We start from the raw sequence: 24,436 nt of genomic DNA, 5'->3' as shown, positions 1-24,436 counted from the left end.
ATAAAGATGCGATCCTTGCCTTTGGTTATCTGATAGTTATTGTATCAGTATTTTTTGTGTTGCTGTTTTATTATTATAGGTGATTTTAAGTAAATATAATCCTTTGGCATACTGGCCCACAGGTATGTTGCTTAGTTTGTTGGGTTGTAACCTGATGCTGGTACCACCAGACAGGTTAATTAGTTCAAGTGCTACGGGCTGACTGTTGTCAATGCCCTTGATGGAAATAAAACTACTGGCCGGGTTAGGGTAAACCTGTATGACTGGCTCGTGTGCTGTATTTATGTCAGTACCTATACCTTCGTAATAGTAAGTGTAACGTAAGAAGGGTGCCCAGTGATTTGCTGCCCATTTATAATCAAATGTTGTGCTGTATTGATCGTATGAGTTAAACTGAAACTCTACTTTCATCATGCCACTCCAGGTGCTTAAATTATAATCCCAAGTGTAATATTCAGACAGTGAGTATATATTTCCTTTATGAAAGTCTGATACAGATTTGCTGGAGCCAATCCATTGAAGGGTTGTAGCATCCCAAGTGTAATTTATTAGAAGTATTGTTCTGCCATCAGCATAATAATCTCTTTCATTTTTGCTATTACCCTTCCATACCTGTTGTTCCGTATTCCACCAATAGTCTTCATATGCTGTCCCAAGTCCATATGTATTGTAGCTTTCCGATGATTTGTAGTAGTTTTTCCAGACAGAATTATCAACATCCCATTTATGAGAAATTTTATGTTTAGTCAGGTAATTGTTTTCGTAGGTGTACTCCTCTTTTTGGTTGTTTATCCATGAATCATTGCTCCAGGTATAAATGTTCGTTAGTTCAACTTTATTGTCACTATTGAAAGTTGATTCGGTTTTAGAAGTATTTACCCAGACGTCCATGTGATAATTGTATTCACTCATCTGAATATTATTTCCATTGGCATCGTATAGGTATTCTTTTTTAGAGCCGTTTTTCCAGTTGCTGGTAGTGACATCCCAGTTGTATACTAAATGCAATGTTATATCACCATTGGAGTTATAGCTATACTCGTTTTTTGTTTGCCCAAGCCAGTCAACATTATTCCATGTATAATAGATTTCGGATGTTTTCAGTTTGTTCTCGTTGTATGAGTACTCATACTTGTTAGTTTCTAACCATTGATTATTATCCCAGGTGTAGTATGTTTTTGATGATTCTAAGGAATTATCGGTATATGTATGGGTGATGCGATTATATTCAATCCATACATCGTTATCTGTATCCCATTGGTGCTCTTCCTTGCTGAGCTTACGGTTTTGGGTATCATATTCAGTAACATACTTGTGTAAGCCTTTCCAAATATTTTTTTCATTGTTCCAAGTGTAAGCAGCTTGCAGAGTTTTGTTACTGTTTGCATCATACCCCCATTCATTTTTAAAGCTGCCTTTCCAGTCGTTGCGTTCAGCATCCCATGTGTATGAAGCGTCAAGCGTTTTTTTGCCATTGCTGTATGCCCATTCATTTTTTTGATAACTTGTCCAAGTGGAGTTAGTGACTTCCCACGCAAGGGATAATTTTAATACAATGTTATTTTCATCGTCGTATGTGAATGCTGTTTTTCCATAATTCACCCAATCATTGAGCTCTTCGTCCCATAGGTATTTTATTGTATGGGTAAGCACATTATTGGCATCGTAGTACCATACTGTTTTGGCTGTCGTTTTATACTCACCACTGGCGTCGTCATATGTTTCTTCCAGTGTGTATTCCAGCAGTGGCTTATCGCTCGATTGAGCAAAAACAGTCCAAGTGCTTAAGAGCATAATTAGTAATAAGTAGTAGTTTTTCATGTTTTGACGTTTTAGAAATATACATGGTCAAAAATATTATTATTTAAATAGGTAATGGTATTTTATTTGAAAAAATGTAAATGTTCGTGATTTGTGATTTTTTTCAACTCTAACGTTATAGTATTGATAGATGCATTTATAAAAGGTTAGCTTATGGTATGGTGCGTAATAGCAGTGCTGGTCAATGTTATTTAAGATCTTGTATATATTGATGATAATGATATATTTGTAATGAGAGATTTATTAAACCTTAAAAACCAAACCACAATGAATACGACTACTTATATTAGATACTGAGTCTAAAAAAGCTGCTCTGGTTCCGTAACAGTAGCTTACACACAAACATACTTTTTAAGGCCAATGCTGGCTAAACATGGATGAAGAGTTATTGCCATGCTGCATAAGCGCTGTAAATGACGATTTACTCACATGTGTTTCTACCATCCATTGGGCCCTAGTGACGACTGCTACCAACAACAAGGCTAAGGCTAAAACCTACCTGTAAGCGTTGGTAGCTGGCTTATAAGCGCGAAATATCTTGTTGATATGTCATTAATATTATTCACTTAAAACTTTAACTATGGAAGAAAAAATTGAAGTAGATGTTAACCTGTTTGACTTGCGGGTTACAGATGATCCAACAGATTCGTATGGCCGCGTAAGGTCAAAGGGCAAGCTCAACAACCCGGGCATTGCTGCCCGTATTAAAAAAGAGGGTAGCGAGTACCAACTTGAATCAATTGTGGAGGTCCTCAACCGGGCCGACCGCATTAAAGCCGAAGGTCTGGCAGCTGGCTATAGCATCAGCACGCCTTTTATGCACGCCCGACTGGGTATAACAGGGGTGTTTTACGGCAGCAGTTACGACCCCAACCAGCAAAAGCTGGGCGCCCGCTTTACCCCTGCTTCGCAAACCCGCGAGCTGATTAACAACACCAAGGTAAATGTATTGGGCCAGGCAAAAACAGGTATTGTGATGCTTAGCGCTACCGACAGTCTCACCGGGGCCGTCAACAGCACCATCACCCCCAACAATGTATTGGTTATTAAAGGTGAAAGACTCCAGATTGAGAGCGATGAAGCCAACGCCGATAAGGTGGGTGTGTTTTTTATCAGCAACGCCGACGGCACCTCCACCAAAGCCACACAAATTATCAGCAATAAAAACAAGGAGCTAATAGTGATGGTACCTGCATTGGCACCCGGCGACTATGAGTTGCAGGTGGTGACGCAGGTTTCAAGAGGTAGTTTACTCAAGGAGCCCAGAGAAGAACAGCTAGAAACCATCTTAACCGTCGAATAAAGATTGCTCTATTCTGCTGCAACTGTGCAGCAATGGGCCTGCAACCTTGCAGCAATGCCCTTGCAACCTTGCAGCAATGCCCCTGCAACTTTGCAGCAATGCCCCTGCAATTTTGCAGCAAGGGTGTTGCAATACAACGACTTTTCTGCAAGTCGCTATTTAAGCAACTGCGTACTGTTTATAGTCCGGGAGGCATAGCCATAGATGGCTCAGCCTCCCGGGCTTTTTCATGTATTGGCAGTAACTGCAAATGGCGGTATCAGATGCAAATGGGATAAATGCTGACAGTGTTAATAATTCGATTAGTAAGCAACGCACACACTTTCTGAATGGGTAACATCGATAGGTGCACAAAACATGCTGTTGGTTGTGATTGAGGTAATTGAGGCCTGATGATAGGTAGCTATGTGTCTATTAAACGTTTAGAGTCGTATATATACGTTTATATAAAACGGATAATTTCACTTAAAACACTTAATAATAAGCTCTAATTTCATGCACTGCTGCCGAATTATAATTGTAATTGTGTTTAGTTTTGTTAATTTCGGGGTGAATGAATTAACCAAACTGTATTTACGACAGCTAAACATCTCTTTATTGCAGTAAAATTAACAATTGACAAAGGCGATATATCGGCAATAGAGTGATAGATACAGAAGAGTTGTGTGTAAGTTAGAAAGAGCCTCCTGCACAAATTAAAACTGAGTAGAACCTTAAATTTGAGAAGATTGAAAGTATATAATGAGGACACAAGCCAATTTGATTTAATTAAAAGTATCGGTTGGATAATTATTGCTTTGATAACTTATTACTTCACTGAAAAGCAGATTATAATTTATGTGGGAATTTTACCTCTGTTGATTTTCCTAATAAACATTTGGAATTACAAGAGCAGAAAGCTTTTGTTAGAAATTGATAATAATCTGATTAGAATCTATGATAAAGAAATTCAGGAGATTAATTCTGAGTCGTATAATAAAATACAGTTTGAATTTAATAATCAATTGAAACACAAAAGACTCTCTTATATGTCTATCAGATTATCTAAGTCAAGAAATATTGACCTCAATATTTCATCGGAGGAATCATATAAACTGATTTGGTACATCAAAGACAATTTGCCAATGATACAGTTATTGGATAAACGAGATGATAGTATTTCAAAAAAGGAAAAACAATTAAAAGATGGGATTTGGGAAAATGGATTAGGGTTTATTGTCAGCGCAATTTTTCTATTAGTTATAATCTATAAATATGATTATTTTCTTGAAATGCGTGGAACATCTACAAATTCAATGATTTTTGAAAGATTGGTTAATTATATTGACCAAATAGGTGGAAAAGTATTGATGATTGTAATATTTGGCTACTTGTCGTTAATCTTTGGACTGAATTATATTTACAATAAGAATAATAGTAGAAAACCTACACACAACAATAAATATAGGTCATTTGGCAGATAGTGCTAATTTTGAGAATGGTAACATTTAATAAACAAAGTAGCGGTTTGATAGTGAAGTGCCTTGAAATCCCGCACTACGCATATTCTCACCGTTGGCATTCATTCCACCGACACATCATTTGAGAAGTAAGATTAAGTTAAAAACGTGAAACAAAATAAATACAACAAAGAATACAAATTCCCTGACGCGACAAGCTTGCGTAATAGTATATTTTACATTCTTTTTTTTCTGTTTCTAGTCATATTTGTTGCTATTGACATACTACCAATGACAGAAGAAGAGGTTTATGAACGTTTTGCCAATCAAGAATTAATCGGAAGTTCAAATCAACGCTTTGCACAGCAAATACAAATGTTTCTTGCCTCCAATTGGGGTAAAAGAGGACTTGTTATAGGGATGAGTTTGATTTCCTTTGTTATAATTAACGAAGTCTACTCAATGACTTTTACCTTGGTTCGCTATAGAAGGAAATTAAAGCTATATAAAAAAGGAATTGTTACGGATTTAAACGATTATCACAAACCTTTTGGAATAATTGGACATCTCAAATATCTGATTAAAAACAGGAATAAGCAGGACTCTAGTTTTTATTACAAAAAGAATATTAGAAAAAAAGTAGAAGAAATTAACTACGATAGATATAAATAACGAATGCCAATAACTAAGCGTTCTGGCTGCTTGAAAACCAGGGTCTGAACGTCCCGAGTAATTCGGGATTGCCGACAACCGGTTAGAAATCACTGTGTATAGGGATTGCTATAAAAGAAATGATAGCAGAATCATTTGAATATTTGAAAGCGATAATAAATTGATAAAGTAATGTCGGTATTTGCTAAATAATTAATTATGAGATTAAATTGCCTTACTATTGCTGTTGTCTTAACTTCTGTTTTGGCCATTGTATATACGAAAGCAGAGCATTTATCAACACCTTCAGAAACTGTTGATAAATGTAATTCACAATCGGAAGAGACCATTAAAAAGGAGATAACCATATGTGGCAAAACGATTAACTGGTCGGAATATGACAAGACTTTCGCCTCTATTGATGCGGCAAGTGAATTTCAACAAATACTTGGCGTCAAATGGCATGGAACAGATTCTGTTGGCTTCCAGTTGATATGTAGCTCAATGCTTTGCGAAATGGAAATATCGGGTACTGCAATCGCCAACAATTCAGCCTCGGCTCATAGGTTTGATGAGGATGAGAATGGAACCTTTCCTGTTGATGAATTTGTTTTAAAAGGGGAGGATAGTCTTATAACCCTAAAGATTGAATCTGAATCTAAAACCAAAGCCCGATTGGTTTACTCTCCAGGCGTCAGGGATTATGAATGTGACCCTGATAATGAATTAATATTGAAAACAATAAATTTGCGTTGATATCCCTGATAATGCTAGTTATAAACGCAGAAAACAAGCCCATACCCATAATAGTATATTCGCATAATGAAAACCATTCGATTAATGACATTTGAGTCGCCTGTTGAAGCCAACCTGGTAAAAGGGCGATTGGAGAACGAAGGCATACCGTGCTTTGTGACCAATGAGCATTTCTCTAACCTGATGCCTCACTACAACCGAATAATGGATTCAGGGGTTCAGTTAATGATTCGCGAGATAGATTACCAGAAAGCTGTTGAACTGCTGGAGCTTAATGTAGAGAAAGAACTGGTGTGTCCACAATGTCATTCGACAAGCATAAAGATGAGTTTAGGAAAGAACTGGTTTAAAAAGCTGGTGCTTATTAGTGTATCGCTATTTAGTGGTGTGCCGTTTAATAATATTAATGTCAATTATTTGTGCAAGAATTGTCAAACAGAGTTTAAGAATATATAGAGCTATGCCTTATCTTGTTGTTTCTATGTAGTTCATTGCCGGTTGATGCCTAACCTTTTGCACCACGAAGGAGCCTTTGAAAAGAGTTATTGGCACTACCTATACCATTCAATTATTTATGGTAATTTTATAACTAGGAAATAAAACCCTGAGCATATGAAACATATCTTTCAGATCCTGCTGGTTGTATTGACGGTTAGTGCCTGCGGCAGACAAGAAATTGATAAATACCCGGCCAAGCAAGCCGATTGGAAAAGTAAACAAATAAGTATTGAGCACCTCGATGACTTTTTTGTTGGCAAAACCTACCTGCCCGTCTACTCTCATGTATACCATATATACGATCACCGCACCTTCGATCTCACCATCACCGCAAGCATACGCAATGTGTCTGTCACCGATTCACTGTTCCTGTTAAAGGCCGATTACTACAACACGGTTGGCGATAATATTCGTCAGTATGCAGAAGCACCCATTTATCTGCGTCCCCTTGAAACCCTGGAAATAGTCATTGAAGAGAAGGATATTGAGGGAGGATCGGGTGCCAATTTTGTTTTTGACTGGGCCATGAAAAACGATAAAAATCCCCCCTTATTTGAAGCCGTTATGATTTCAACACATGGGCAACAAGGGCTATCATTTACCACGCGTGGGGTACAAATCTTTGAGTGATAAAGATGAAGCGATGACTCATTTCAAGTCTACTAAACCTACCAGTATGATAGCATCAAAAATTCAGGAGATAAGCACCTTTTGTGCCGCCAACGCCAGCGATGAGGTGGTTAAGAAATACACCCGTTACTTCAAAGAAGGGTTTGATGGTTACGGTATTGAGCAAAAAGTGTTTGAGCAGCAGCGCGATGCCTGGATTGAAAACTGGCAAGCTGAAATGACCCTGGCCGATTACCTTGACCTGGCCGATGAGCTGTTTAAGCATGGTCGCTACGAAGAAAAGTCCTTTGCCATTGCCTTTGTGCACTCACAGCGGGCCCATTACACCAAAGATACCTTTAACCGTATTGGCAATTGGTTCAGCTATGGGATTGATAACTGGGCCACCACCGATGTGCTGTGCATGCTCGTGCTATCCGGCTTTTTATTTGATAATATCATTAGCCTCGATGAGTTGAAAAGCTGGCATACCTCTTCGTCAGAATGGCAGCGCCGGGTTATACCCGTAACCCTTGTAGAACTGGCCAAAAAAGGGTTGAAGCCGGCAGATGCATTTGGTAGTATTGAGCCATTAATGCTGGATGATTCGGAATATGTGCAAAAAGGCATTGGTACATTGCTGCGTACACTGTGGAAAAAGCATCCTGCCGAAGTTGAAGCTTTTCTTTTGAACTGGAAAGACCAGTGTGGACGTCTGATTGTGCAATATGCCACCGAAAAAATGGATAAGGAATATCGCAAGCAGTTCCGAAAAGCAAAACTACCCAACTGAAGCATAATTTCTGGTGTGTGATGTCAATAAGGTACTAATCTTGATTGACCTGGCTATTGGATGGGCTTAACTTTGCAGTTAGATTGTTAACACCCTTAGTAATGGCTGCAGAAATCATAAACGGAGCAGGTTTTCAGCAACAGGTTTTTGCTGAAATACAGGCAGAGGTAAGCGTTATGCAGCGCCAGCACCAGCCAACACCCGGTATTGCATTTATTGCATTTGTTGGCCACCTGCCGTTGATGAAATATACGATACCACTTCATACTGAAGCCGCTCGTGCCCTTGGTTTTCAGGTGTCTATCGAGACATGTCCCGCCTCATCTGGTGAAGAGGCTATGCTAAAAGTCATTGAGCAACTCAATGCAGATGAGTCTGTACATGCCATTGTTTTGCTTCAACCGGTACCGAAGCACATTAATGCCATAAATCTGATTAAGCATATCAACAGCAGCAAGGAGGTGGAAGGATTTCATCCTCAGAATATATTGGCTACACAGGTGCATGGAGTGTTTGGCACCCGTTATCCGATGTGTTTGCCCATGGCCTTTTTCGAGCTGTTTAAATATGCCGGTATTAAGGTGGAGCGCGGGCAGGAATTTGTGTTTGTGGCTGATCAGGATTTCATATCCAATCCCTTCAGAAGTCTGATACTTAAAACAGCATCGCTGCAGGTTATCCCGCAAGGTTGTTCTTATACGCTTGTTAATGCAGATAATGAGCGAATAGAAGACTATTGTAGGCGGGCAGATTATTTGTTTGTTGTAAGCGAGCAGCCCGAGTTTGTAAAGCCCGAATGGTTGAAAAAAGGCGTTTGCATTATTGATATTTATTCAAATCTGGTTAAAGAGGTGGCTAGTAAGAAAAATCCAAACGTTATGATCCCCGTCATCAGGGGAGGTGTTAGTAAAGATGCAGTAATGCCTGTTGCTGGTAAAATGGCACCCTGTCCGGGTGGCTTGATGCCGGTGTTATTGGCTGTGTTGCTGCGCAATGCCTTAAATGCCTGTAAATACCAGTTGAGTCATACATCAATGCTTTCTTAATGTGTGATGATATTACTTGTGAGTTCAGAGCCTCTTCAGTAGTTTTTCACCAGGCTCAAACAACTCAGGTGAATATCAGGATTCGATATTATTCCTATTTTTGATATCATGCTTATGATGTTGGTTGGCATCTTATATGCATTTTTATCACGCATTATTTAATTATATTCACCCAGATGACGACAAGTAGTTTCTTAAAAAACTGTGTGCTTTTTTTATTTCTGTTACCGGGGAGTCCCTGGTTGAACCATGCTTTTGCTGAAGTAAAATTGCCAGCCATTGTATCGTCAAATATGGTGCTACAACGCAATACCACCGTAAAGTTGTGGGGCTGGGCAGATGCCAATGAGAAAATTACCATACAGCTATCGTGGCAGACAGGCAATAACAAAGTAGTGGCCGATGAGAAAGGTAACTGGCAACTGGCCGTTACAACAACCGATAGTAAGGCACCGCAAACCATCAGTATTAAAAGCAAAGAATCAGAGATCAGGTTGGATAATGTGCTGTTTGGTGAGGTGTGGCTGTGTTCGGGTCAGTCGAACATGCAGCAACCCTTAAAGGGGTATATGGGTCAACCCACCTTTGAGGGACCAATGACTATTGCTAAAGCCAATAATCCCAACCTGCGACTTTTTACGGTTAATCGTAAAGCGGCAAAGTCACCTTTAAATGATGTAGCTGAGTATATTGGATGGCAGGCTGTCAATGCTGCCAGTGTAGCTGATTTTAGTGCAGTGGCCTATTTCTTTGGACAGCAGTTGCAGGAAATACTTGATGTGCCGGTTGGACTAATACATACCTCCTGGGGAGGCAGTGCCATACAAGCCTGGATAAGTGAGGAGGCTATCAGCGCGCTTCAAAAGGTTAACCTTGATGAGGTGGATTTAAGCCAACGCACCAATCAGATACCAACGGCTTTATTCAATGCGATGATCAATCCCTTAACTTCGTATGCAATAAAAGGTGTGTTGTGGTACCAGGGCGAAAGTAATCGTATGGAGCCTGAAAAATATAAGGACTTCCTCCCTGCTATGGTAAAAGATTGGCGGAAACGATGGGAGCTGGGTGACTTTCCTTTTTATTACGTGCAGATTGCACCATTTATGTATGGTAACGATAATGAGGTGTTCCAAAGTACCGAGAATTCTGCATTTATCAGGGAGGCACAGATACAGTGTCTGGATCTGATTCCTAACTCGGGTATGGCGGTTACCATGGATATTGGAGATGATCATTGCATCCATCCACCAAAGAAAAAAGAAGTGGCTGACCGCTTGTTGTTTAATGCGCTGCATCACACCTATGGTTATAATACTGTCGACTATTCGGGACCTGTTTATAGTAATCAGGCAGCGGAAAATGGGGGTCTTCTGCTTGAATTTAAACATGCCGAGTTGGGTGTGTTTGCATACGACGAACTGGAAGGATTTGAGATAGCTGGTGATGATAAGGTATTCCATCCGGCTAAGGCCAGCATTGTTAAGCGTAAGCAGGTGTTTGTGGTGAGTGACTCTGTGCCTCATCCGGTAGCCGTGCGTTATGCCTGGCGAAACTGGGTGAATGGTACCTTGTTTGACTCCAACCTACTACCGGCTTCATCCTTTAGAACTGATGATTGGGATGATGCAACTCGGGCCGATTATTAGGCTCTGGACTATTAATGTAATACTAGTGGCATACAATCTTTATAAGCCCCATCTGGCACTTAATGTGTTGGATGGGGCTTTTGCAGGTATGGCAATGTGGTCAGGCGCAAGCAGTAATGCTTTGTTGACCATTGATTGACAGGTTAAAAGCAAATGACTACCACCACATATGTTTTAAAGAGGGATAGGTGTGTTAATCTGGCGGTGCTTTCACCTAATTGCGCTTTAAAATATCGCTAATCTGTTTAATTTAGTGGGCATTGAAAAGACAAATCAAAACTGTTCCCTGAATAACCCATTATCCAATGCCTTTGAAACATTCTCTAGCCCTTGTTTTTGTGCTGCTAACAACGCAACTGTTGGCGCAAGGTAATTTTTATAGCCAGTTGGCCGATTCTGCATTTTTGCTCACTAGGCAGCATGTTATTTACGATCCAACTTATTATTCCATTGATTACCCCAATGGTGATGTGCCGTCAGACAGGGGTGTTTGTACCGATGTAATTATCCGTGCCTATCGCATGTTTGATATTGATTTGCAGCAACTGGTACATGAGGATATGAAGGGCAATTTCGGACTATATCCCAAAAACTGGGGGCTCAGCCGCACAGATAGGAATATTGATCACCGGCGAGTACCTAATCTCATGACATTTTTTGAGAGGTATGGAACAGTGCTTGAAGTGTCGGACAGCGGCAATAATTATCAGCCGGGCGATATTGTGTGCTGGAACCTTGGAGGTGGATTAACACACATTGGTATTGTTTCAGATCATAAGTCGTCAGATGGTGGTCGGTACAAGATTATACATAATATTGGCGGAGGGCAGGTGCTCGAAGACTGTCTCTTTGCCTATAAGATAATAGGTCATTATCGTTATCATTAAAAAACTCAAATATTACGCTATGAAAAAAATTCTACTATTTGTTACACTATCTGTTTATTGCGTATTAGCCTCATCGCAGGCTGTATACGAAGATGAACGCTATGTGCCCGAAACGGATCCATTGGTTCTTGAAAAGATTCAGGAATGGCAGGATCTGAAATTTGGATTATTAATGCACTGGGGAGCCTACAGCCAGTGGGGCATTGTTGAGTCCTGGTCTTTATGTCCCGAGGAGTATGGTTGGTGCGAACGCACTAAAGGTGCTAACCCAGATGATTACTTTGCCTACAAACAGGAGTATGAAGATCTGATAAAGACGTTTAACCCCACCAAATTCGACCCTGATAAGTGGGCCGATGCAGCAGAAAAAGCAGGGATGAAATATGTCGTTTTTACCACCAAGCATCATGATGGTTTCTGTATGTTCGACTCTAAATACACCGATTATAAAACTACAGGTGACAATTGCCCTTTTTCAACACATCCGAAGAAGAATATTGCCAAAGAGGTGTTTGAAGCTTTCAGAAATCAGGGAATGTGGGCCGGCGCTTATTTTTCAAAGCCCGACTGGCATGTGGAGAGCTATTGGGATCCTAAGTATCCGCCGCGCGACCGCAATGTCAATTATGAGCCCGAAGCTAATCCTGAACGCTGGCAGGAGTTCATTGATTTTACCCATAACCAGATGCTGGAGCTGGTATCGGACTATGGAAAAATTGACATTATGTGGCTCGATGGTGGCTGGGTAGCAAAAACACCTAAAGACGAGATTACCAGTTGGTACGACAGACAGCTGCAAAATAATGACAATGGTTACTTGAAGCACCGTATTGTAAACCAGGATATCAAAATAGATGAGCTGGTTGTGAAGCTGCGTGAGCAGCAGCCAGGTCTGATTGTGGTGGATCGCGCCGTGCATGGAAAGAATCAAAACTACCTGACCCCTGAAAACCGCGTGCCTCACAAGGCTCTGCCTTATCCGTGGGAATCGTGCATCATTTCAGGAGGAGGATGGGCACATACCCCCAATGCCAAATACATGAGTGGCCGTGAAGGCGTGCAGATGCTGGTGGATATTGTGGCCAAAGGAGGTAACTTATTGCTCAATATTGCTCCAACTCCCGAGGGTGAGTGGCAGCAAGGCGCTTACAATTTATTGGAAGAATATGCCGCATGGATGGCTGTCAATAAAGAGGCAATCTACAGTAGTAAAGTACTGGCTCCTTATAAGGAGAACAATATCTGCATGACGCAGCAGGATAACGGGAATGCCTACTTTATGTACATGGCAGAAGCAGGAGAAAATAGTATGCCTGCCACTATTACCGTTACATCGCAGCAGCCTGTCGATGGATCTGAGGTACATTTGTTGGGATACCATAAGCCATTGAAATGGAAAAAGGTGGCTGATGGTTTTTCGGTATCGATACCAAAAGCACTAAGGCAAAAGCCACCATGTAAATATGTGTGGACGCTTAAAGTGTCGAAGCTTAAATAGTCATGACGTTAATTATTTAGCGGTATTTTAAAACAAAAAGCCATGAGAATTCTGATTCTCATGGCTTTTCTTATTCTGTGTTATCGTGTTAATAATCAAAGCTACTACCACCTAAAAACTCACGAATAATGGAGGTAGGGGGTATTTCATTGGGCTGTATTGGCTTAAATAAGCCAAAGAACTTCAGCAAACGTCTGGCCTCGGCATATTCGGGCTGGTTGGGTTGCACTTCCAGCAGTATAGGTTCGGCTTGCTGTTTCAATACCGAAAGCTCATAGAGCAAAGCGGTGTTAAACATCACATCGGCTTCCTCCTGGTAGGGGAAAATATGTGCGTCTTCACCCCGGCGTACACTACCCCATCTCGATATGGTTGCCTGTGCTGAGTAGCTACGGTATTTGTAATCACGCACAATTCGGCGAATCAATCGGTTGTCGGTGGTGTGTATCAGGTTCTGATCATCAATGTTAACTGACGTGAGCGCCGATACATAAATCTTAAACTTCGAATGATCAGGGATGAGATGGGTGAGCTTTGGATTCAGTCCATGAATGCCTTCAATCACCAGCACATTATCCGGGTTCATTTGAAGTTTCTCACCATCGTAATAGCGCTGCCCGGTTTCAAAGTTAAATTTGGGGATTTCCACCGCTTTACCGGCCAGCAAATCCAATAGCTGTTGGTTGAATAACTCTACATCCAAGGCTTCCAGAGCTTCAAAATCGTATTCGCCATTTTCATCCAATGGCGTATTCTCTCTGTTTACAAAGTAATTGTCCAGCGAGAGGTTAACAGGTTTCATGCCAGCTACCATTAACTGGATAGCCAAACGCTTGCCAAATGTTGTTTTACCACTTGATGATGGACCACTTATCAGCACCAGCTTGACCGCTTTTTTGCGCGCCTCAATCATATCGGCGATGTGTCCGATTTTCTTTTCGTGTAATGCTTCCGAAATTTTGATAAGGGTTTCGGCCTTGCCGTTGGTACACGATTCATTAATGTCAGCCAGATTTCTAACGTTTAATACGCGGTTCCATTCGGCAAATTCCTGGAAGATATCAAACATCTTGTTCTGAACTACTATTTCTTCGAGGTATTCAGGCTGTGTGCGTTTAGGTATTTGCAGCAGCATGCCATTGTAATATTTGATGAGGTCAAATACCTTCAAATAGCCGGTTGATGGCACCAGGTAACCATAATACAAGCCAATGTGTTTTTCCAGTTGATGAAAAGAGGTGTAAAGCAGGCCTCTATGTCGTATGAGTGCCGCCTTATCCATTTGGTTTTGTTGCTCAAAGCGTTTGATTACTTCCTCCGATTCCTCAACATGCCTTATGAAAGGCGTATCCGAATCAATGATTTCTTTCATCCGGTTTTGTATGGCCATTACATCCTCAATGGTCAGCTCCTCGCCTTCCACTGAGCAATAGGTGCCTTTTGATACCGAGTGTTCGATACGCAGACGGGCTCTCGGATAAAGCTCATTAACCGCTTTGTATAGCACCAGTGATAAGCTCCGGATATACATACGCATCCCATCGGGGCGTGTGATATCAATGAATTCAATGGTTTTAGGATGGTACACCTCGTAGTTTATTTCACGTAGCTTATTGTTGACATAGGCGCCAAGGATAGGCGTGTCCAGTTTCACTTTTAGATCCTTTGCGATTTCTTCTAGAGTGGTGCCTGCTTTGTAGCAATTGGTTTTATCGTTATTAAGGCATTTTATATGAACATTCTTCATTGTACAAGTTTTCTGTTTGGCTAATAAAAATAGGATAATTACCGCATAATAGCTGCAACTATTGTTTAAAATGGGTGAAATGATGGTCGAGGTGTTGTTACTGTCGGGTTGAACTATCCAAATGGCGACTATTAACAACAAAAAAGCGCCTGAACTAATTCAGACGCTTTCTGCGGTCATGTTTCTGATAATGTTATTTACTCAACCATGAGTGTAACATCCAGATAGTTTTTTCCTGTTGACTAATGTAGTCGGTTAATAGTGTGATAGTTCCCTCGTCATCAGCTTCTTGCGCTAAAGGAAGCATGGCCTTCTCCAGTTTAATAAGTGTTGACATATTATCGAGTGTCAGCTCCATGCATTCGTTGCCATTTGTTTTGTTTTTAGCAGTTTTTATCTCTGCATGTTCCAGGTAATCGCTGAAAGCATGCATCGGTGTGCCACCCAGTGTCAGAATACGCTCTGCAATTTCATCAACTTTTACCACTGCGTCGTTGTATAGCTCTTCGAATTTAAGGTGAAGTTCGAAAAACTTTTCACCCTTCACATTCCAGTGAAAGCCCCTAAGGTTTTGGTAAAATAATTGGTAATTGGCCAATAGGTTATTTAGTTCTTTTGTCAGTTGTTCGCTTTCTTGTTGTTTTAGTCCTAATAGTTCGTTAATTGTCTTCATATTATTTGTTTTTTGTTGTTTTAATTTTCTACGACAAATATATTTCAACAATCAATATCAATCAAATAGATAAATTTTATATATTGCATTGGTATTATTTATAATAATTGAAATTCAGATGCTTGGACTTAATTTGCAACAACTGGAATATCTGGTAGCTGTTGATAATTATAAGCAGTTTACCATAGCTGCCGAGAAATGTTTTGTAACACAGCCTACTTTGAGCATGCAAATCAAAAAGGCTGAAGAACAATTGGACATTGTCATTTTTGATCGTACCAGACAGCCAATTTTAACCACACCTGTTGGAAAAAAGATAGTTGCTCAGGCCCGGGTGGTCATCAACGAGTATAATCGCCTGGAGGAAATCGTACGCGAAGAATCGGGAAGGATAGAAGGAAACCTGACCATTGGCATCATACCATCCCTGGCGCCTTATCTATTACCACTATTTGTGGGGCATTTTAAAAACAACAATCCACTGGTTCATATTTCCTTCAAAGAGATGATTACAGAGGCGCTGGTTAAAGCACTTAAGCAGGACTTGCTGGATGCGGCTATATTAGTAACGCCCCTTGAGGAGAATGACATTATTGAACAGCCTTTGTTTTATGAGGATGTTCTGATTTATGCCCATCCTGACCATTCCTTGCATAAAGTAGAAGCATTAACTGTGGATATGCTGACATCATCGGGTTTATGGCTGCTGGATGAAGGGCATTGTTTTCGTTCTCAGGTGCTTAATTTGTGCGAGTTGCAGGAGAATGTGAGCTCTGATTTGCCCCTTCATTTTGAAAGTGGCTCGCTCGATACGATTCGTAAAATGGTTGATACCGAAGGTGGTTATACCTTATTGCCCGGCCTGGCTGCCGAAGAACTGGCTTTTGATTTGCACAAGCAGGTGAAGGAATTTGAATCGCCCGTGCCTTTGCGTGAAGTCAGCTTGGTGTATTCACGTGCCTTTTACAAACGGTTGTTGCTCGATAGGCTGTCTGAGTCTGTGCAAGCCAATGTGCCCGAAGAAATGCTGCACAAAGACAGGGGACATGTGGTTGAATGGAAATAGGGCTAGCTATTGGCTAAAAATATCCGACTGTATTAGCTGGCATTCATCGGTGGTTAATAAGGGGTGCGTATAGCTAAATGATGATGGTGGTATCAGTTGCTGTAATCTATTATTGATAATAAAAGTCTGAAGTGTTTGCAAGGCTCTTAACGCTTCCAGGTACCTGTTGTTGGCAGTTAATGTTTTGGTAACAGCCAGTTGTTGTTTAAATGCACCAGTTGACTGACTGAGTCGGCTGGCAACAGGGTCGGTGGAGGCATTAACTGCTATATGCAGAGTGTCTCCTTGTTTGTATAATTTAATTGATGCCTGTCGTTTAAGTGCATCGCTGGTCATTGGCAGCTCGTATTCCCGTTGGCGATCTGGGTAACGATAATCTGTGGATTGAGGTTTGAGTTTATCGTTATGTGTGAAGTGAATGGCAACTGCCTTGTGTAGTAGTAATTGTTCAATCAATGTTGTATCCAGGAGATGTGTGCTGTATGAATGGTATTCATCGGGGTGAAAGTAATAGTTAAACGTGGTGTCAAGCTGGCTGAGCAATGGCTGGGGCGGCTCAGATGCATTGGTCATACTTACATAGGCCTGAACTTCGTCTTTTTGATTTCCTCTGAGACTATAGGAGGCCGATAGTAATCTGATTTTTAGGTTACGCTCACTGCGATGTGATGGAAATATAAGATCCTGAGTTTGATAGTTGAATTTTACGCCAGTGGGAAAGACGTAGTTTTCATCTTGTTTCTGCCAGGTTTGAGGATTTTGACCACAAAGTGCTACCATTTCCTTCAGTTGCTCTTCTGCTTGTATGATATCCCGGTTTTCTTTGCTCAGCTTTTCATTAAGTGTCCGTATTCGTTGTTCTTTATCGCTTAAGATGTGAAGCTTGCTGTCTATCAGTCTTTTCCGGTAGCTGATGGCATTGGTATTATCGGGCTCATACTTCAGTAGTGTATCAATTTCTGCTTCAAGCTGATGTATTTCGTCTTCAACAGCTGCTTTGGAAGCCAGTTCTTTATTGAAGATAGTTGTCAAGGAGTTGTCAGCTTGTAATTCTTTTAGGGGCTCAATTATATGTTTGTGCCGATATTGTTCGATCCGGTTGATATGTGAAATGCCTTCTCCTGATTGGGCATCGGGAGATAAGGATTTTGAATCGTAATTGGCAAATAAATGGTAGCTAACGCTGTCATCAGTAATAATGAGCATGGGTTTAAACGATGAATTAAGGCCCCAGAGTGAAGTGTGCAAGGCCACACGTTTCCCGGCTGGCAGCTGCATGGTGGTTGACAAATGCTCTTTAAGTCTGACGCTTTTCTGATAGGTGCGCAGCTGATAAGTAAATAAACCAATGCCTTTGCCGTACCAAAGTTGAGAGCTATCGTTTGGGTTTATTTCTTCCTCATATAACAGGCCGGCAGTGCCACTCCCTTCGCCAGCGGCCAGAAAGGCGGTGTTAACGATATGAGCTCCATCGCTCAGAACAGAAAAGAAATACTGACTGCGTACCTGGCAATAGTCGGCTACCAGCTGGCTCCACCGATTCAGCACTTCTTTTTGTTCGGTAGCACCAATCTTTAATGCTTCGAGTGTTTCAATCTTTTTAAATATGGGCAGAGATGGGTGCATAACCGTTTTAATGGCTTCCTCTTGTTTCTTACTTTTTATTTTAGGCAGCAGCGCCATAAGCGGTTCGCTAAACTGAACCCAAAGCGCATGCTTACAGTTGTCAGGATGATAGATGCATGCCTTCAGCTCTTCATTCAGTTCCCAGAGAGTGAGCTTGATGGCTGCTTCAGCAATTAGTCCATGCGATGAGGTCTTTATTGCCTGGTAATTGATCTGAAGACTTTCTGGAAATTGCTGTTGGTAATTGAGTATCGCATCAAAATCACTCTTTAATTCGCCTTGTTGTACTCTTTGAAACGGCTCTGTGTTAAACGTGAAATGTTCCTTCCAACTGTTGCTGAGGGCAGGTGTTTTTTGTACAATGCGATAGAACCAAGCTTCCTGTTGTGATGTTAGCTCTTGCGATTGACCCGAAAGAGTTATGAAAAAAATAAGCAATGATAAGGTTAAAAGACGTGGTTTAATCATTATTCTATTGTGGCAAATCCATATTATACCAAAGATAGCTTAAAAAAAGTTGTCATAGCAGGCCGGGGTATAAGTCTGCGCCAACTAATCAGCTATCTTTGTAACATGCAACATTTATCAAAAGCGAGTAAGGCGGCTTTGCATCGCCTCAATATTCAAGCATTGAATCCCATGCAGGAAGCGGCTATGGAAGCAATCGGTCAAAGGCAGGACACCATATTGCTGTCGCCAACAGGTTCGGGCAAAACATTAGCCTTTTTGTTACCAATGCTGGAGCAGCTCGACCGAAATATTAAAAATGTACAGGTGTTGATACTGACACCTGCCCGTGAATTGGCCTTGCAAATTGAAAGTGTTTTCAAACAAATGCAGACGGGATTTAAGGTGAATTGTTGCTATGGTGGACATGCCATTCGTACCGAGATTAATAACCTAAAACATCCGCCTGCAGTGCTAATAGGTACGCCCGGACGAATAGCCGATCATCTGCGGCGTGGTTCATTTAAACCTTCTGATATCCGCTTTTTAGTCTTGGATGAGTTTGATAAAGCGCTGGAATTGGGTTTTCAGAAGGAGATGAAAGAAATTGCAGCGCAGCTACGAGTCGTGAAGCAACGTGTGCTGACATCGGCTACATCCATGGAGGAGATACCTCCTTTCACACAACTCCGTGAGCCAGTTGAACTCAATTATATTGATGAGCAAAAACAGCCTGATGGCCTGCAACTAAAGGCGGCGAGGGCTACTGAAAAGGATAAGCTGGCTTTGTTTGTTAGGTTGATAGGTCAGCTGGGTAATGCCCCAATGCTGGCGTTTGTCAATCATCGTGATGCGGCCGATAGAATCAGCAATCATTTAAATGATCAAGGTGTGGCACATGATGTGTTTCATGGTGGGATGAAGCAAGAAGACCGGGAGCGTGCACTAATTAAGTTTCGTAATGGCAGTCATCATTTGTTGATAACTACTGATCTGGCATCGCGTGGACTTGATATTCCTGAAATTGAATACGTGATTCACTACCATCTGCCATCCAAGGAAGACGCCTTTATTCACCGCAATGGCCGTACAGCTCGTATGCATGCCGACGGAACGGCTTATGTGTTGTTGTCAGAAGGAGAGGAGCTGCCTTCTTTTATTCCAGATACAATCCTTTTTGAGGAAGTGATGGCTGAAGCGATTTTGCCCGAACCGCCCGAATGGCAAACGATTTATATAGGCAGTGGTAAAAAGGATAAAATCAATAAGGTAGATATTGTGGGCCTTTTCCTAAAGAAAGGTAAACTTCAAAAGGATGAACTAGGTCTGATAGATGTGTTGGATCACAGTGCCTTTGTGGCCATTCGTCGTAATAAAGTGAAAAAAGTGCTACAACTGCTGAAGCACGAAAAGATAAAAGGCAAAAAGCTGAAGATGGCCGTGTCTAAATAAAGTCTTAGCCAATCTCAGCTCCTTCATAGATAATAACGCCATCAATTGAATGTTGTGTTTTGTTGTGCATGGCCATGGCTACGTCACTGGCCTCAATGGCTTTGTACTTCCGCAACCGGCCTTTCATCAGTGGATTGAAAAGACGCATCATTATTTCGGATACTTTCTCACCAAAGCGGAATTCATCGCGTTGGCCTAGTAGTAAGGATGGTCGGAAGATGTGAATGGAAGGGATGTTGAGTGCAGATACAGCGGCTTCCATCTCGCCTTTGGTGCGCAGGTAAAAGTTGGAGGTATTAATGTTGGCACCAACCGAACTGATGATGGCAAATTGCTGGCAATGCTTATTTTCTGCCCACTTTGCCAGTTCAATTGCGTAAGTGAAATCGACCTTTCGGAATGCCTCCTGGCTGCCTGCGGTTTTTATGGTAGTGCCCAGACAGCAAAATACGTCGTCAACTGGAGATGCTGTTTCTAATGAACTTAATTGGTCAAAATCAATTATCTGCTCAGATAGTTTGGCGTCATTGATATTTGATGAGCGTCGGCCAATTGCAATTACTTTTTGGTAATGTTTGCTGTTAAGTAGTATTTTGAGAAGCGCCTGACCTACCAATCCGCTTGCTCCGGCTATAAGAGCTGTTTTCATTTTATTAAAAGATTAGAACGAGCAATATTATAATTAAGAAAATGATGATAATAAAAGATTGAACCAATGCTGATTTACCCCATATGTTATTTTTACCCATTTTAATTGAATATTGTGCCTTTATAACGAAAATGGTGATTTAACACAAAAAAACAAGAATTAGCCTGTTTTTATTAAAGCCATAACAGTCATGTTGATTGATTTTTGATTAAAGATAGAAAGAATGTGACTATTTGAACCTGATTATTGGGTATCGCTATTCTTATATCTTTAAAATAAGTTAGTTTCGCATAAAAAATAGTTTATGCCCTGGGAAAAGAAATGGTTTCAGTTTACAGTCCTACTTCTGTTGGCCTTTATTTGGGGAAGCTCATTCATCCTGATGAAAATAGGTTTAAAGAGCTTTGATAATATTCAGGTTGCTTCGTTGCGCATGGGTTTTGCATCTTTATTTTTGTTGCCATTGGCATTGCCGCATCTGAAAACATTAAAGCGTAAAGATGTATTGCCACTGTTAGTGGCTGGGTTTGTTGGGAACCTGATTCCGGCTTTTTTGTTTACTAAGGCACAAACACGCATTGATAGCTCACTGGCCGGTATGCTTAACTCCTTAACACCGGTTTTTACCCTTGTGGTTAGTGTGGTATTTTTCAAGCTGAAGAGCCGACTGAGTCAGTATCTGGGGATAACTTTGGGTTTGATTGGTGCTTTAGGTTTAATTGTTTCAGGACAAAGTGTATCGCTCAACAACCTGAATACTTACGCCTTTTTTGTGGTAGCTGCCACCATCTGTTATGCCGTTAATATCAATGTTGTCAAAGCCTACCTTACTCATTTAAGTGGTGTGCAGATAACTGCTTTATCATTTCTGTTTTTTGGCCCTGTGGCCTTGTATTACTTTTTTAGTTCGGATATACAGGCGGCCACTCAAAACCCGGACTGGTTACTCCATCTGGGCGCTTTGGCTTTGTTGGGCTTCATAGGCACCGCCACCGCAATGCTAATGATGAATACCTTGATTAAATATTCGTCCCCCGTATTTGCGTCTTCGGTTACCTATGTCATTCCAATATTCGCCATTATGTGGGGCATGCTCGATGGGGAGATGGTCACCGTCTATCATTTCCTGTTTATGGGTATTGTATTGCTCGGTGTTTACCTCACTAAAAAAGGTTCCAGATAAAAAGCTACTAGCTGCTGGCTGTTTCTTCTTCAGTATCACTAGCGCGGATTTTTAATTCGTGCTTATACTAGCACTCAGATATTTGTTTCTGTCTTTTATTATTTCAAGGCTCTTAAACCTTTGAAGCCTGGTATTGCAAGAAATAATTGTTCAACATTATAACGGATTACAAAACCACGCCAGCCATTGGGAGACATTGAAAAAGTTGGAGGATAGACAAAAAATAAAGGCTGCCTTATTCAGACAGCCTTTCTTCGAGTTATGTAATTGCTAATTACTTATTTTGTTCCTTTATCAGGTTAAGTGCCGAACCGGCCTTAAACCAGGCAATCTGCTGCTTGTTGTACGAGTGGTTGGCTACAATCACTTCTTTTGAACCGTCGGCGTGAACCACTTCCAGCTGTAATGGCTTACCAGGAGCAAAAGCGTCCAAATCAAGGAAGTTAAACGTGTCATCCTCCATGATTTTGTCGTAGTCTGCTTCGTTGGCAAAGGTCAAACCAAGCATCCCCTGCTTCTTCAAGTTGGTTTCGTGGATGCGGGCAAAGCTTTTCACCAATACAGCACGAACACCCATGTGGCGTGGCTCCATAGCAGCATGCTCGCGAGATGAGCCTTCACCATAGTTATGGTCACCCACCACAATGGTTGGAATACCTTCGGCTTTATAGGCTCTTTGTGTAGCAGGAACTTCGCCATACTCGCCAGTCAGCTGGTTTTTAACCATATTGGTTTCTTCATTGAAGAAGTTAACTGCACCAATCAGCATGTTGTTGGAAATATTATCCAGATGGCCGCGGAACTTTAACCAAGGACCAGCCATTGAGATATGGTCAGTTGTACATTTGCCTTTGGCTTTAATCAGCAGTCTGGCACCTGTGATGTTTTTGCCATCCCAAGGGGTAAATGGTGTCAGTAACTGTAATCGCTCACTTTCAGGATCTACAACTACTTCTACATCAGAACCATCGGCCGCTGGTGCCTGATAACCGGCATCTTCCACGTCAAAACCTTTTGGAGGTAACTCATGACCGGTTGGTTCATCCAGCTTCACTTCCTCACCGTTGGCATTTTTCAGCGTGTCTGTAATTGGGTTGAAGCCCAGGTCGCCGGCAATAGCTAATGCTGTTACCAACTCAGGTGAACCTACAAACGCAAAGGTATTAGGGTTACCATCGGCACGTTTGGCAAAGTTGCGGTTAAACGAATGCACGATGGTGTTCTTCTCTTGTTTTTCAGCACCTGTACGTGCCCACATGCCAATACAAGGTCCACAGGCATTGGCGTATACTTCACCACCCATTTGGTTGAAGGTATCTATCAGGCCATCGCGTTCAATGGTGTAACGCACCTGCTCAGAGCCTGGTGTAATTTTAAATTCACCGGCTGCTTTCAGGTTTTTCTCAGCTGCCTGTTTGGCAATAGAGGCTGCACGCGAAATATCTTCGTATGATGAGTTGGTACATGAACCAATCAAACCAACTTCAACCTTCAATGGCCAGCCATTTTTCTCAGCTTCTTCGCGCATTTGCGAAATAGGAGTGGCTTTGTCAGGCGTAAACGGCCCATTTAAATGGGGCTCTAGTGTATTTAAATCGATTTCAATCAGTTGATCGAAGTATTGCTCAGGATTAGCATAAACCTCTGAATCGGCAGTTAAATGTTCCTTTACCTCATTGGCTGCAGCTGCCACATCAGCACGGCCTGTTGCCTCCAGGTAACGCGCCATTGATGCATCGTAGCCAAAGGTAGATGTTGTGGCGCCAATTTCGGCTCCCATATTACAGATGGTACCTTTACCGGTACAGCTTAAAGATTCAGCACCTTCGCCGAAATACTCAACGATGCAGCCAGTTCCACCTTTTACAGTCAGCAGGCCTGCTACTTTAAGGATAATATCTTTAGGAGCTGTCCAACCATTTAGTTTTCCGGTCAGCTTAACACCAATCAGCTTAGGAAACTTTAGTTCCCATGGCATGCCTGCCATTACATCAACAGCATCGGCACCACCAACACCAATAGCCACCATGCCTAGTCCGCCGGCATTAACTGTGTGGGAGTCAGTTCCAATCATCATACCGCCCGGGAAAGCATAGTTTTCGAGCACAACCTGGTGGATGATACCAGCACCTGGTTTCCAGAAGCCAATACCATACTTATTTGATACTGAACTTAGAAAGTCGTAAACCTCTTTGTTGGTTATTTCGGCTGTTGCTAAATCTTTATCAGCTCCTACCTTGGCTTGGATCAGGTGGTCGGCATGGACTGTAGAGGGAACCGCTGCCTTAGCTTTACCCGCCTGCATAAACTGCAGAAGCGCCATTTGTGCCGTAGCATCCTGCATCGCCACTCTGTCCGGATTAAAGTTAACGTACGAGTTGCCTCGCTCGTAAGGGGCTGCAGGCTGTTCATCAGCCAGGTGAGCGTATAAAATCTTTTCGGTTAAGGTCAGCGGCTTGTCAAGCAATTGTCGTGTTTTCTCCACTTTGCCAGGCAGCTCGGCATACACCTTTTTAATCATTTCAATATCAAAAGCCATTTTACTACTGGTTTAGTATTTTTACATTCGATTTTTTATCAGATTATAAGAATAACAAACTTACTAAAAACTGCTTATTTATTACCATGTTTTAGAACAGTTCA

At 41.5% G+C, this 24,436-nt stretch carries 20 protein-coding genes; 14 read left to right on the top strand and 6 right to left on the bottom strand.

The features are described from left to right. Nucleotides 1-36: 36 nt before the first annotated feature. Nucleotides 37-1,821, bottom strand: a complete 1,785-nt coding sequence (locus KDU71_RS01475) for a T9SS type A sorting domain-containing protein (protein WP_212188117.1) — start codon at nt 1,819-1,821, stop codon at nt 37-39. A gap of 580 nt (nt 1,822-2,401) precedes the next feature. On the opposite strand from KDU71_RS01475, the gene KDU71_RS01470 reads away from it, so the two are divergent. The 11 genes from KDU71_RS01470 (at nt 2,402) to KDU71_RS01420 (ending at nt 12,950) form a co-directional block, all read left to right on the top strand. Beyond that, nucleotides 2,402-3,124, top strand: coding sequence for a DUF4469 domain-containing protein (locus KDU71_RS01470; protein ID WP_212188116.1), 723 nt, complete (start codon nt 2,402-2,404; stop codon nt 3,122-3,124). A gap of 728 nt (nt 3,125-3,852) precedes the next feature. After that, nucleotides 3,853-4,587, top strand: a complete 735-nt coding sequence (locus KDU71_RS01465) for a hypothetical protein (protein WP_212188115.1) — start codon at nt 3,853-3,855, stop codon at nt 4,585-4,587. Nucleotides 4,588-4,854: 267 nt separating this feature from the next. Next, a complete protein-coding gene (locus KDU71_RS01460) occupies nt 4,855-5,235 on the top strand; it encodes a hypothetical protein (RefSeq protein WP_212188114.1) in 381 nt (126 codons plus the stop codon). A gap of 198 nt (nt 5,236-5,433) precedes the next feature. Then, a complete protein-coding gene (locus KDU71_RS01455; RefSeq protein WP_212188113.1) occupies nt 5,434-5,970 on the top strand; it encodes a hypothetical protein in 537 nt (178 codons plus the stop codon). 66 nt (nt 5,971-6,036) lie between these two features. Continuing rightward, on the top strand, nt 6,037-6,426 hold the full coding sequence (locus KDU71_RS01450) for a putative signal transducing protein (protein WP_212188112.1): 390 nt from the start codon (nt 6,037-6,039) through the stop codon (nt 6,424-6,426). A gap of 156 nt (nt 6,427-6,582) precedes the next feature. Beyond that, entirely contained in the window at nt 6,583-7,098 is a 516-nt protein-coding gene (locus KDU71_RS01445; protein WP_212188111.1) for a DUF3124 domain-containing protein, read from the top strand. Between the two features lie 46 nt (nt 7,099-7,144). Beyond that, nucleotides 7,145-7,870: a DNA alkylation repair protein gene (locus tag KDU71_RS01440; protein WP_212188110.1), complete on the top strand. Its 726-nt coding sequence runs from the start codon at nt 7,145-7,147 to the stop codon at nt 7,868-7,870. 101 nt (nt 7,871-7,971) lie between these two features. Continuing rightward, nucleotides 7,972-8,916, top strand: a complete 945-nt coding sequence (locus KDU71_RS01435; RefSeq protein ID WP_212188109.1) for a tetrahydrofolate dehydrogenase/cyclohydrolase catalytic domain-containing protein — start codon at nt 7,972-7,974, stop codon at nt 8,914-8,916. A 176-nt stretch (nt 8,917-9,092) separates the two neighbouring features. Next, on the top strand, nt 9,093-10,565 hold the full coding sequence (locus tag KDU71_RS01430) for a sialate O-acetylesterase (protein WP_212188108.1): 1,473 nt from the start codon (nt 9,093-9,095) through the stop codon (nt 10,563-10,565). Between the two features lie 305 nt (nt 10,566-10,870). Next, complete coding sequence (locus tag KDU71_RS01425) at nt 10,871-11,452, top strand: DUF1287 domain-containing protein (protein WP_212188107.1); 582 nt, start codon at nt 10,871-10,873, stop codon at nt 11,450-11,452. A 19-nt stretch (nt 11,453-11,471) separates the two neighbouring features. After that, entirely contained in the window at nt 11,472-12,950 is a 1,479-nt protein-coding gene (locus tag KDU71_RS01420) for an alpha-L-fucosidase (RefSeq protein ID WP_212188106.1), read from the top strand. 88 nt (nt 12,951-13,038) lie between these two features. Here KDU71_RS01420 and KDU71_RS01415 read toward each other — a convergent pair whose 3' ends face one another. Both KDU71_RS01415 and KDU71_RS01410 read right to left on the bottom strand, forming a co-directional pair. Next, the gene (locus tag KDU71_RS01415) at nt 13,039-14,697 is read right to left on the bottom strand and encodes a nucleoside kinase (protein ID WP_212188105.1); all 1,659 of its coding nucleotides are present in this window, start codon (nt 14,695-14,697) and stop codon (nt 13,039-13,041) included. A gap of 193 nt (nt 14,698-14,890) precedes the next feature. Then, nucleotides 14,891-15,370 carry a Dps family protein gene (locus KDU71_RS01410; RefSeq protein ID WP_212188104.1) on the bottom strand — a complete coding sequence of 160 codons (480 nt, stop codon included), beginning with the start codon at nt 15,368-15,370 and terminating at the stop codon, nt 14,891-14,893. Nucleotides 15,371-15,488: 118 nt separating this feature from the next. Here KDU71_RS01410 and KDU71_RS01405 point away from each other — a divergent pair, with 118 nt between their 5' ends. Next, complete coding sequence (locus KDU71_RS01405) at nt 15,489-16,436, top strand: hydrogen peroxide-inducible genes activator (protein WP_212188103.1); 948 nt, start codon at nt 15,489-15,491, stop codon at nt 16,434-16,436. Nucleotides 16,437-16,442: 6 nt separating this feature from the next. Here the strand turns inward: KDU71_RS01405 and KDU71_RS01400 are convergent, their stop codons facing one another. Then, nucleotides 16,443-18,530 carry a hypothetical protein gene (locus tag KDU71_RS01400; protein WP_212188102.1) on the bottom strand — a complete coding sequence of 696 codons (2,088 nt, stop codon included), beginning with the start codon at nt 18,528-18,530 and terminating at the stop codon, nt 16,443-16,445. A gap of 105 nt (nt 18,531-18,635) precedes the next feature. Between KDU71_RS01400 and KDU71_RS01395 the strand changes: the two genes are divergently transcribed. Beyond that, entirely contained in the window at nt 18,636-19,961 is a 1,326-nt protein-coding gene (locus KDU71_RS01395; RefSeq protein ID WP_212188101.1) for a DEAD/DEAH box helicase, read from the top strand. 4 nt (nt 19,962-19,965) lie between these two features. On the opposite strand, the gene KDU71_RS01390 is transcribed toward KDU71_RS01395, so the two are convergent. Then, nucleotides 19,966-20,610 (bottom strand): oxidoreductase, encoded by a 645-nt coding sequence (locus tag KDU71_RS01390; protein ID WP_212188100.1) that lies wholly within the window; start codon nt 20,608-20,610, stop codon nt 19,966-19,968. 304 nt (nt 20,611-20,914) lie between these two features. Here KDU71_RS01390 and KDU71_RS01385 point away from each other — a divergent pair, with 304 nt between their 5' ends. Then, complete coding sequence (locus tag KDU71_RS01385) at nt 20,915-21,793, top strand: DMT family transporter (protein WP_212188099.1); 879 nt, start codon at nt 20,915-20,917, stop codon at nt 21,791-21,793. 274 nt (nt 21,794-22,067) lie between these two features. Here the strand turns inward: KDU71_RS01385 and KDU71_RS01380 are convergent, their stop codons facing one another. Further along, on the bottom strand, nt 22,068-24,332 hold the full coding sequence (locus tag KDU71_RS01380; RefSeq protein ID WP_212188098.1) for an aconitate hydratase: 2,265 nt from the start codon (nt 24,330-24,332) through the stop codon (nt 22,068-22,070). Nucleotides 24,333-24,436: the final 104 nt, after the last annotated feature.

It is taken from the genome of Carboxylicivirga sediminis (assembly GCF_018156225.1).
Classification (GTDB): Bacteria; Bacteroidota; Bacteroidia; order Bacteroidales; family Marinilabiliaceae; genus Carboxylicivirga; species Carboxylicivirga sediminis.
Note: the sequence above shows the minus strand (reverse complement) of the source record. Positions and strands in the feature narration are given on the sequence as shown.

Excerpts from the sequence above, each read along its gene's own strand:
- KDU71_RS01450 (WP_212188112.1), top strand. The coding sequence starts at position 6,037 with ATGAAAACCATTCGATTAATGACATTTGAGTCGCCTGTTGAAGCCAAC.
- KDU71_RS01380 (WP_212188098.1), bottom strand. The coding sequence starts at position 24,332 with ATGGCTTTTGATATTGAAATGATTAAAAAGGTGTATGCCGAGCTGCCT.
- KDU71_RS01425 (WP_212188107.1), top strand. The coding sequence starts at position 10,871 with ATGCCTTTGAAACATTCTCTAGCCCTTGTTTTTGTGCTGCTAACAACG.
- KDU71_RS01415 (WP_212188105.1), bottom strand. The coding sequence starts at position 14,697 with ATGAAGAATGTTCATATAAAATGCCTTAATAACGATAAAACCAATTGC.
- KDU71_RS01400 (WP_212188102.1), bottom strand. The coding sequence starts at position 18,530 with ATGATTAAACCACGTCTTTTAACCTTATCATTGCTTATTTTTTTCATA.
- KDU71_RS01435 (WP_212188109.1), top strand. The coding sequence starts at position 7,972 with ATGGCTGCAGAAATCATAAACGGAGCAGGTTTTCAGCAACAGGTTTTT.
- KDU71_RS01440 (WP_212188110.1), top strand. The coding sequence starts at position 7,145 with ATGATAGCATCAAAAATTCAGGAGATAAGCACCTTTTGTGCCGCCAAC.
- KDU71_RS01460 (WP_212188114.1), top strand. The coding sequence starts at position 4,855 with ATGACAGAAGAAGAGGTTTATGAACGTTTTGCCAATCAAGAATTAATC.
- KDU71_RS01405 (WP_212188103.1), top strand. The coding sequence starts at position 15,489 with ATGCTTGGACTTAATTTGCAACAACTGGAATATCTGGTAGCTGTTGAT.
- KDU71_RS01470 (WP_212188116.1), top strand. The coding sequence starts at position 2,402 with ATGGAAGAAAAAATTGAAGTAGATGTTAACCTGTTTGACTTGCGGGTT.
- KDU71_RS01430 (WP_212188108.1), top strand. The coding sequence starts at position 9,093 with ATGACGACAAGTAGTTTCTTAAAAAACTGTGTGCTTTTTTTATTTCTG.
- KDU71_RS01455 (WP_212188113.1), top strand. The coding sequence starts at position 5,434 with ATGAGATTAAATTGCCTTACTATTGCTGTTGTCTTAACTTCTGTTTTG.
- KDU71_RS01445 (WP_212188111.1), top strand. The coding sequence starts at position 6,583 with ATGAAACATATCTTTCAGATCCTGCTGGTTGTATTGACGGTTAGTGCC.
- KDU71_RS01420 (WP_212188106.1), top strand. The coding sequence starts at position 11,472 with ATGAAAAAAATTCTACTATTTGTTACACTATCTGTTTATTGCGTATTA.
- KDU71_RS01395 (WP_212188101.1), top strand. The coding sequence starts at position 18,636 with ATGCAACATTTATCAAAAGCGAGTAAGGCGGCTTTGCATCGCCTCAAT.
- KDU71_RS01410 (WP_212188104.1), bottom strand. The coding sequence starts at position 15,370 with ATGAAGACAATTAACGAACTATTAGGACTAAAACAACAAGAAAGCGAA.
- KDU71_RS01385 (WP_212188099.1), top strand. The coding sequence starts at position 20,915 with ATGCCCTGGGAAAAGAAATGGTTTCAGTTTACAGTCCTACTTCTGTTG.
- KDU71_RS01390 (WP_212188100.1), bottom strand. The coding sequence starts at position 20,610 with ATGAAAACAGCTCTTATAGCCGGAGCAAGCGGATTGGTAGGTCAGGCG.
- KDU71_RS01475 (WP_212188117.1), bottom strand. The coding sequence starts at position 1,821 with ATGAAAAACTACTACTTATTACTAATTATGCTCTTAAGCACTTGGACT.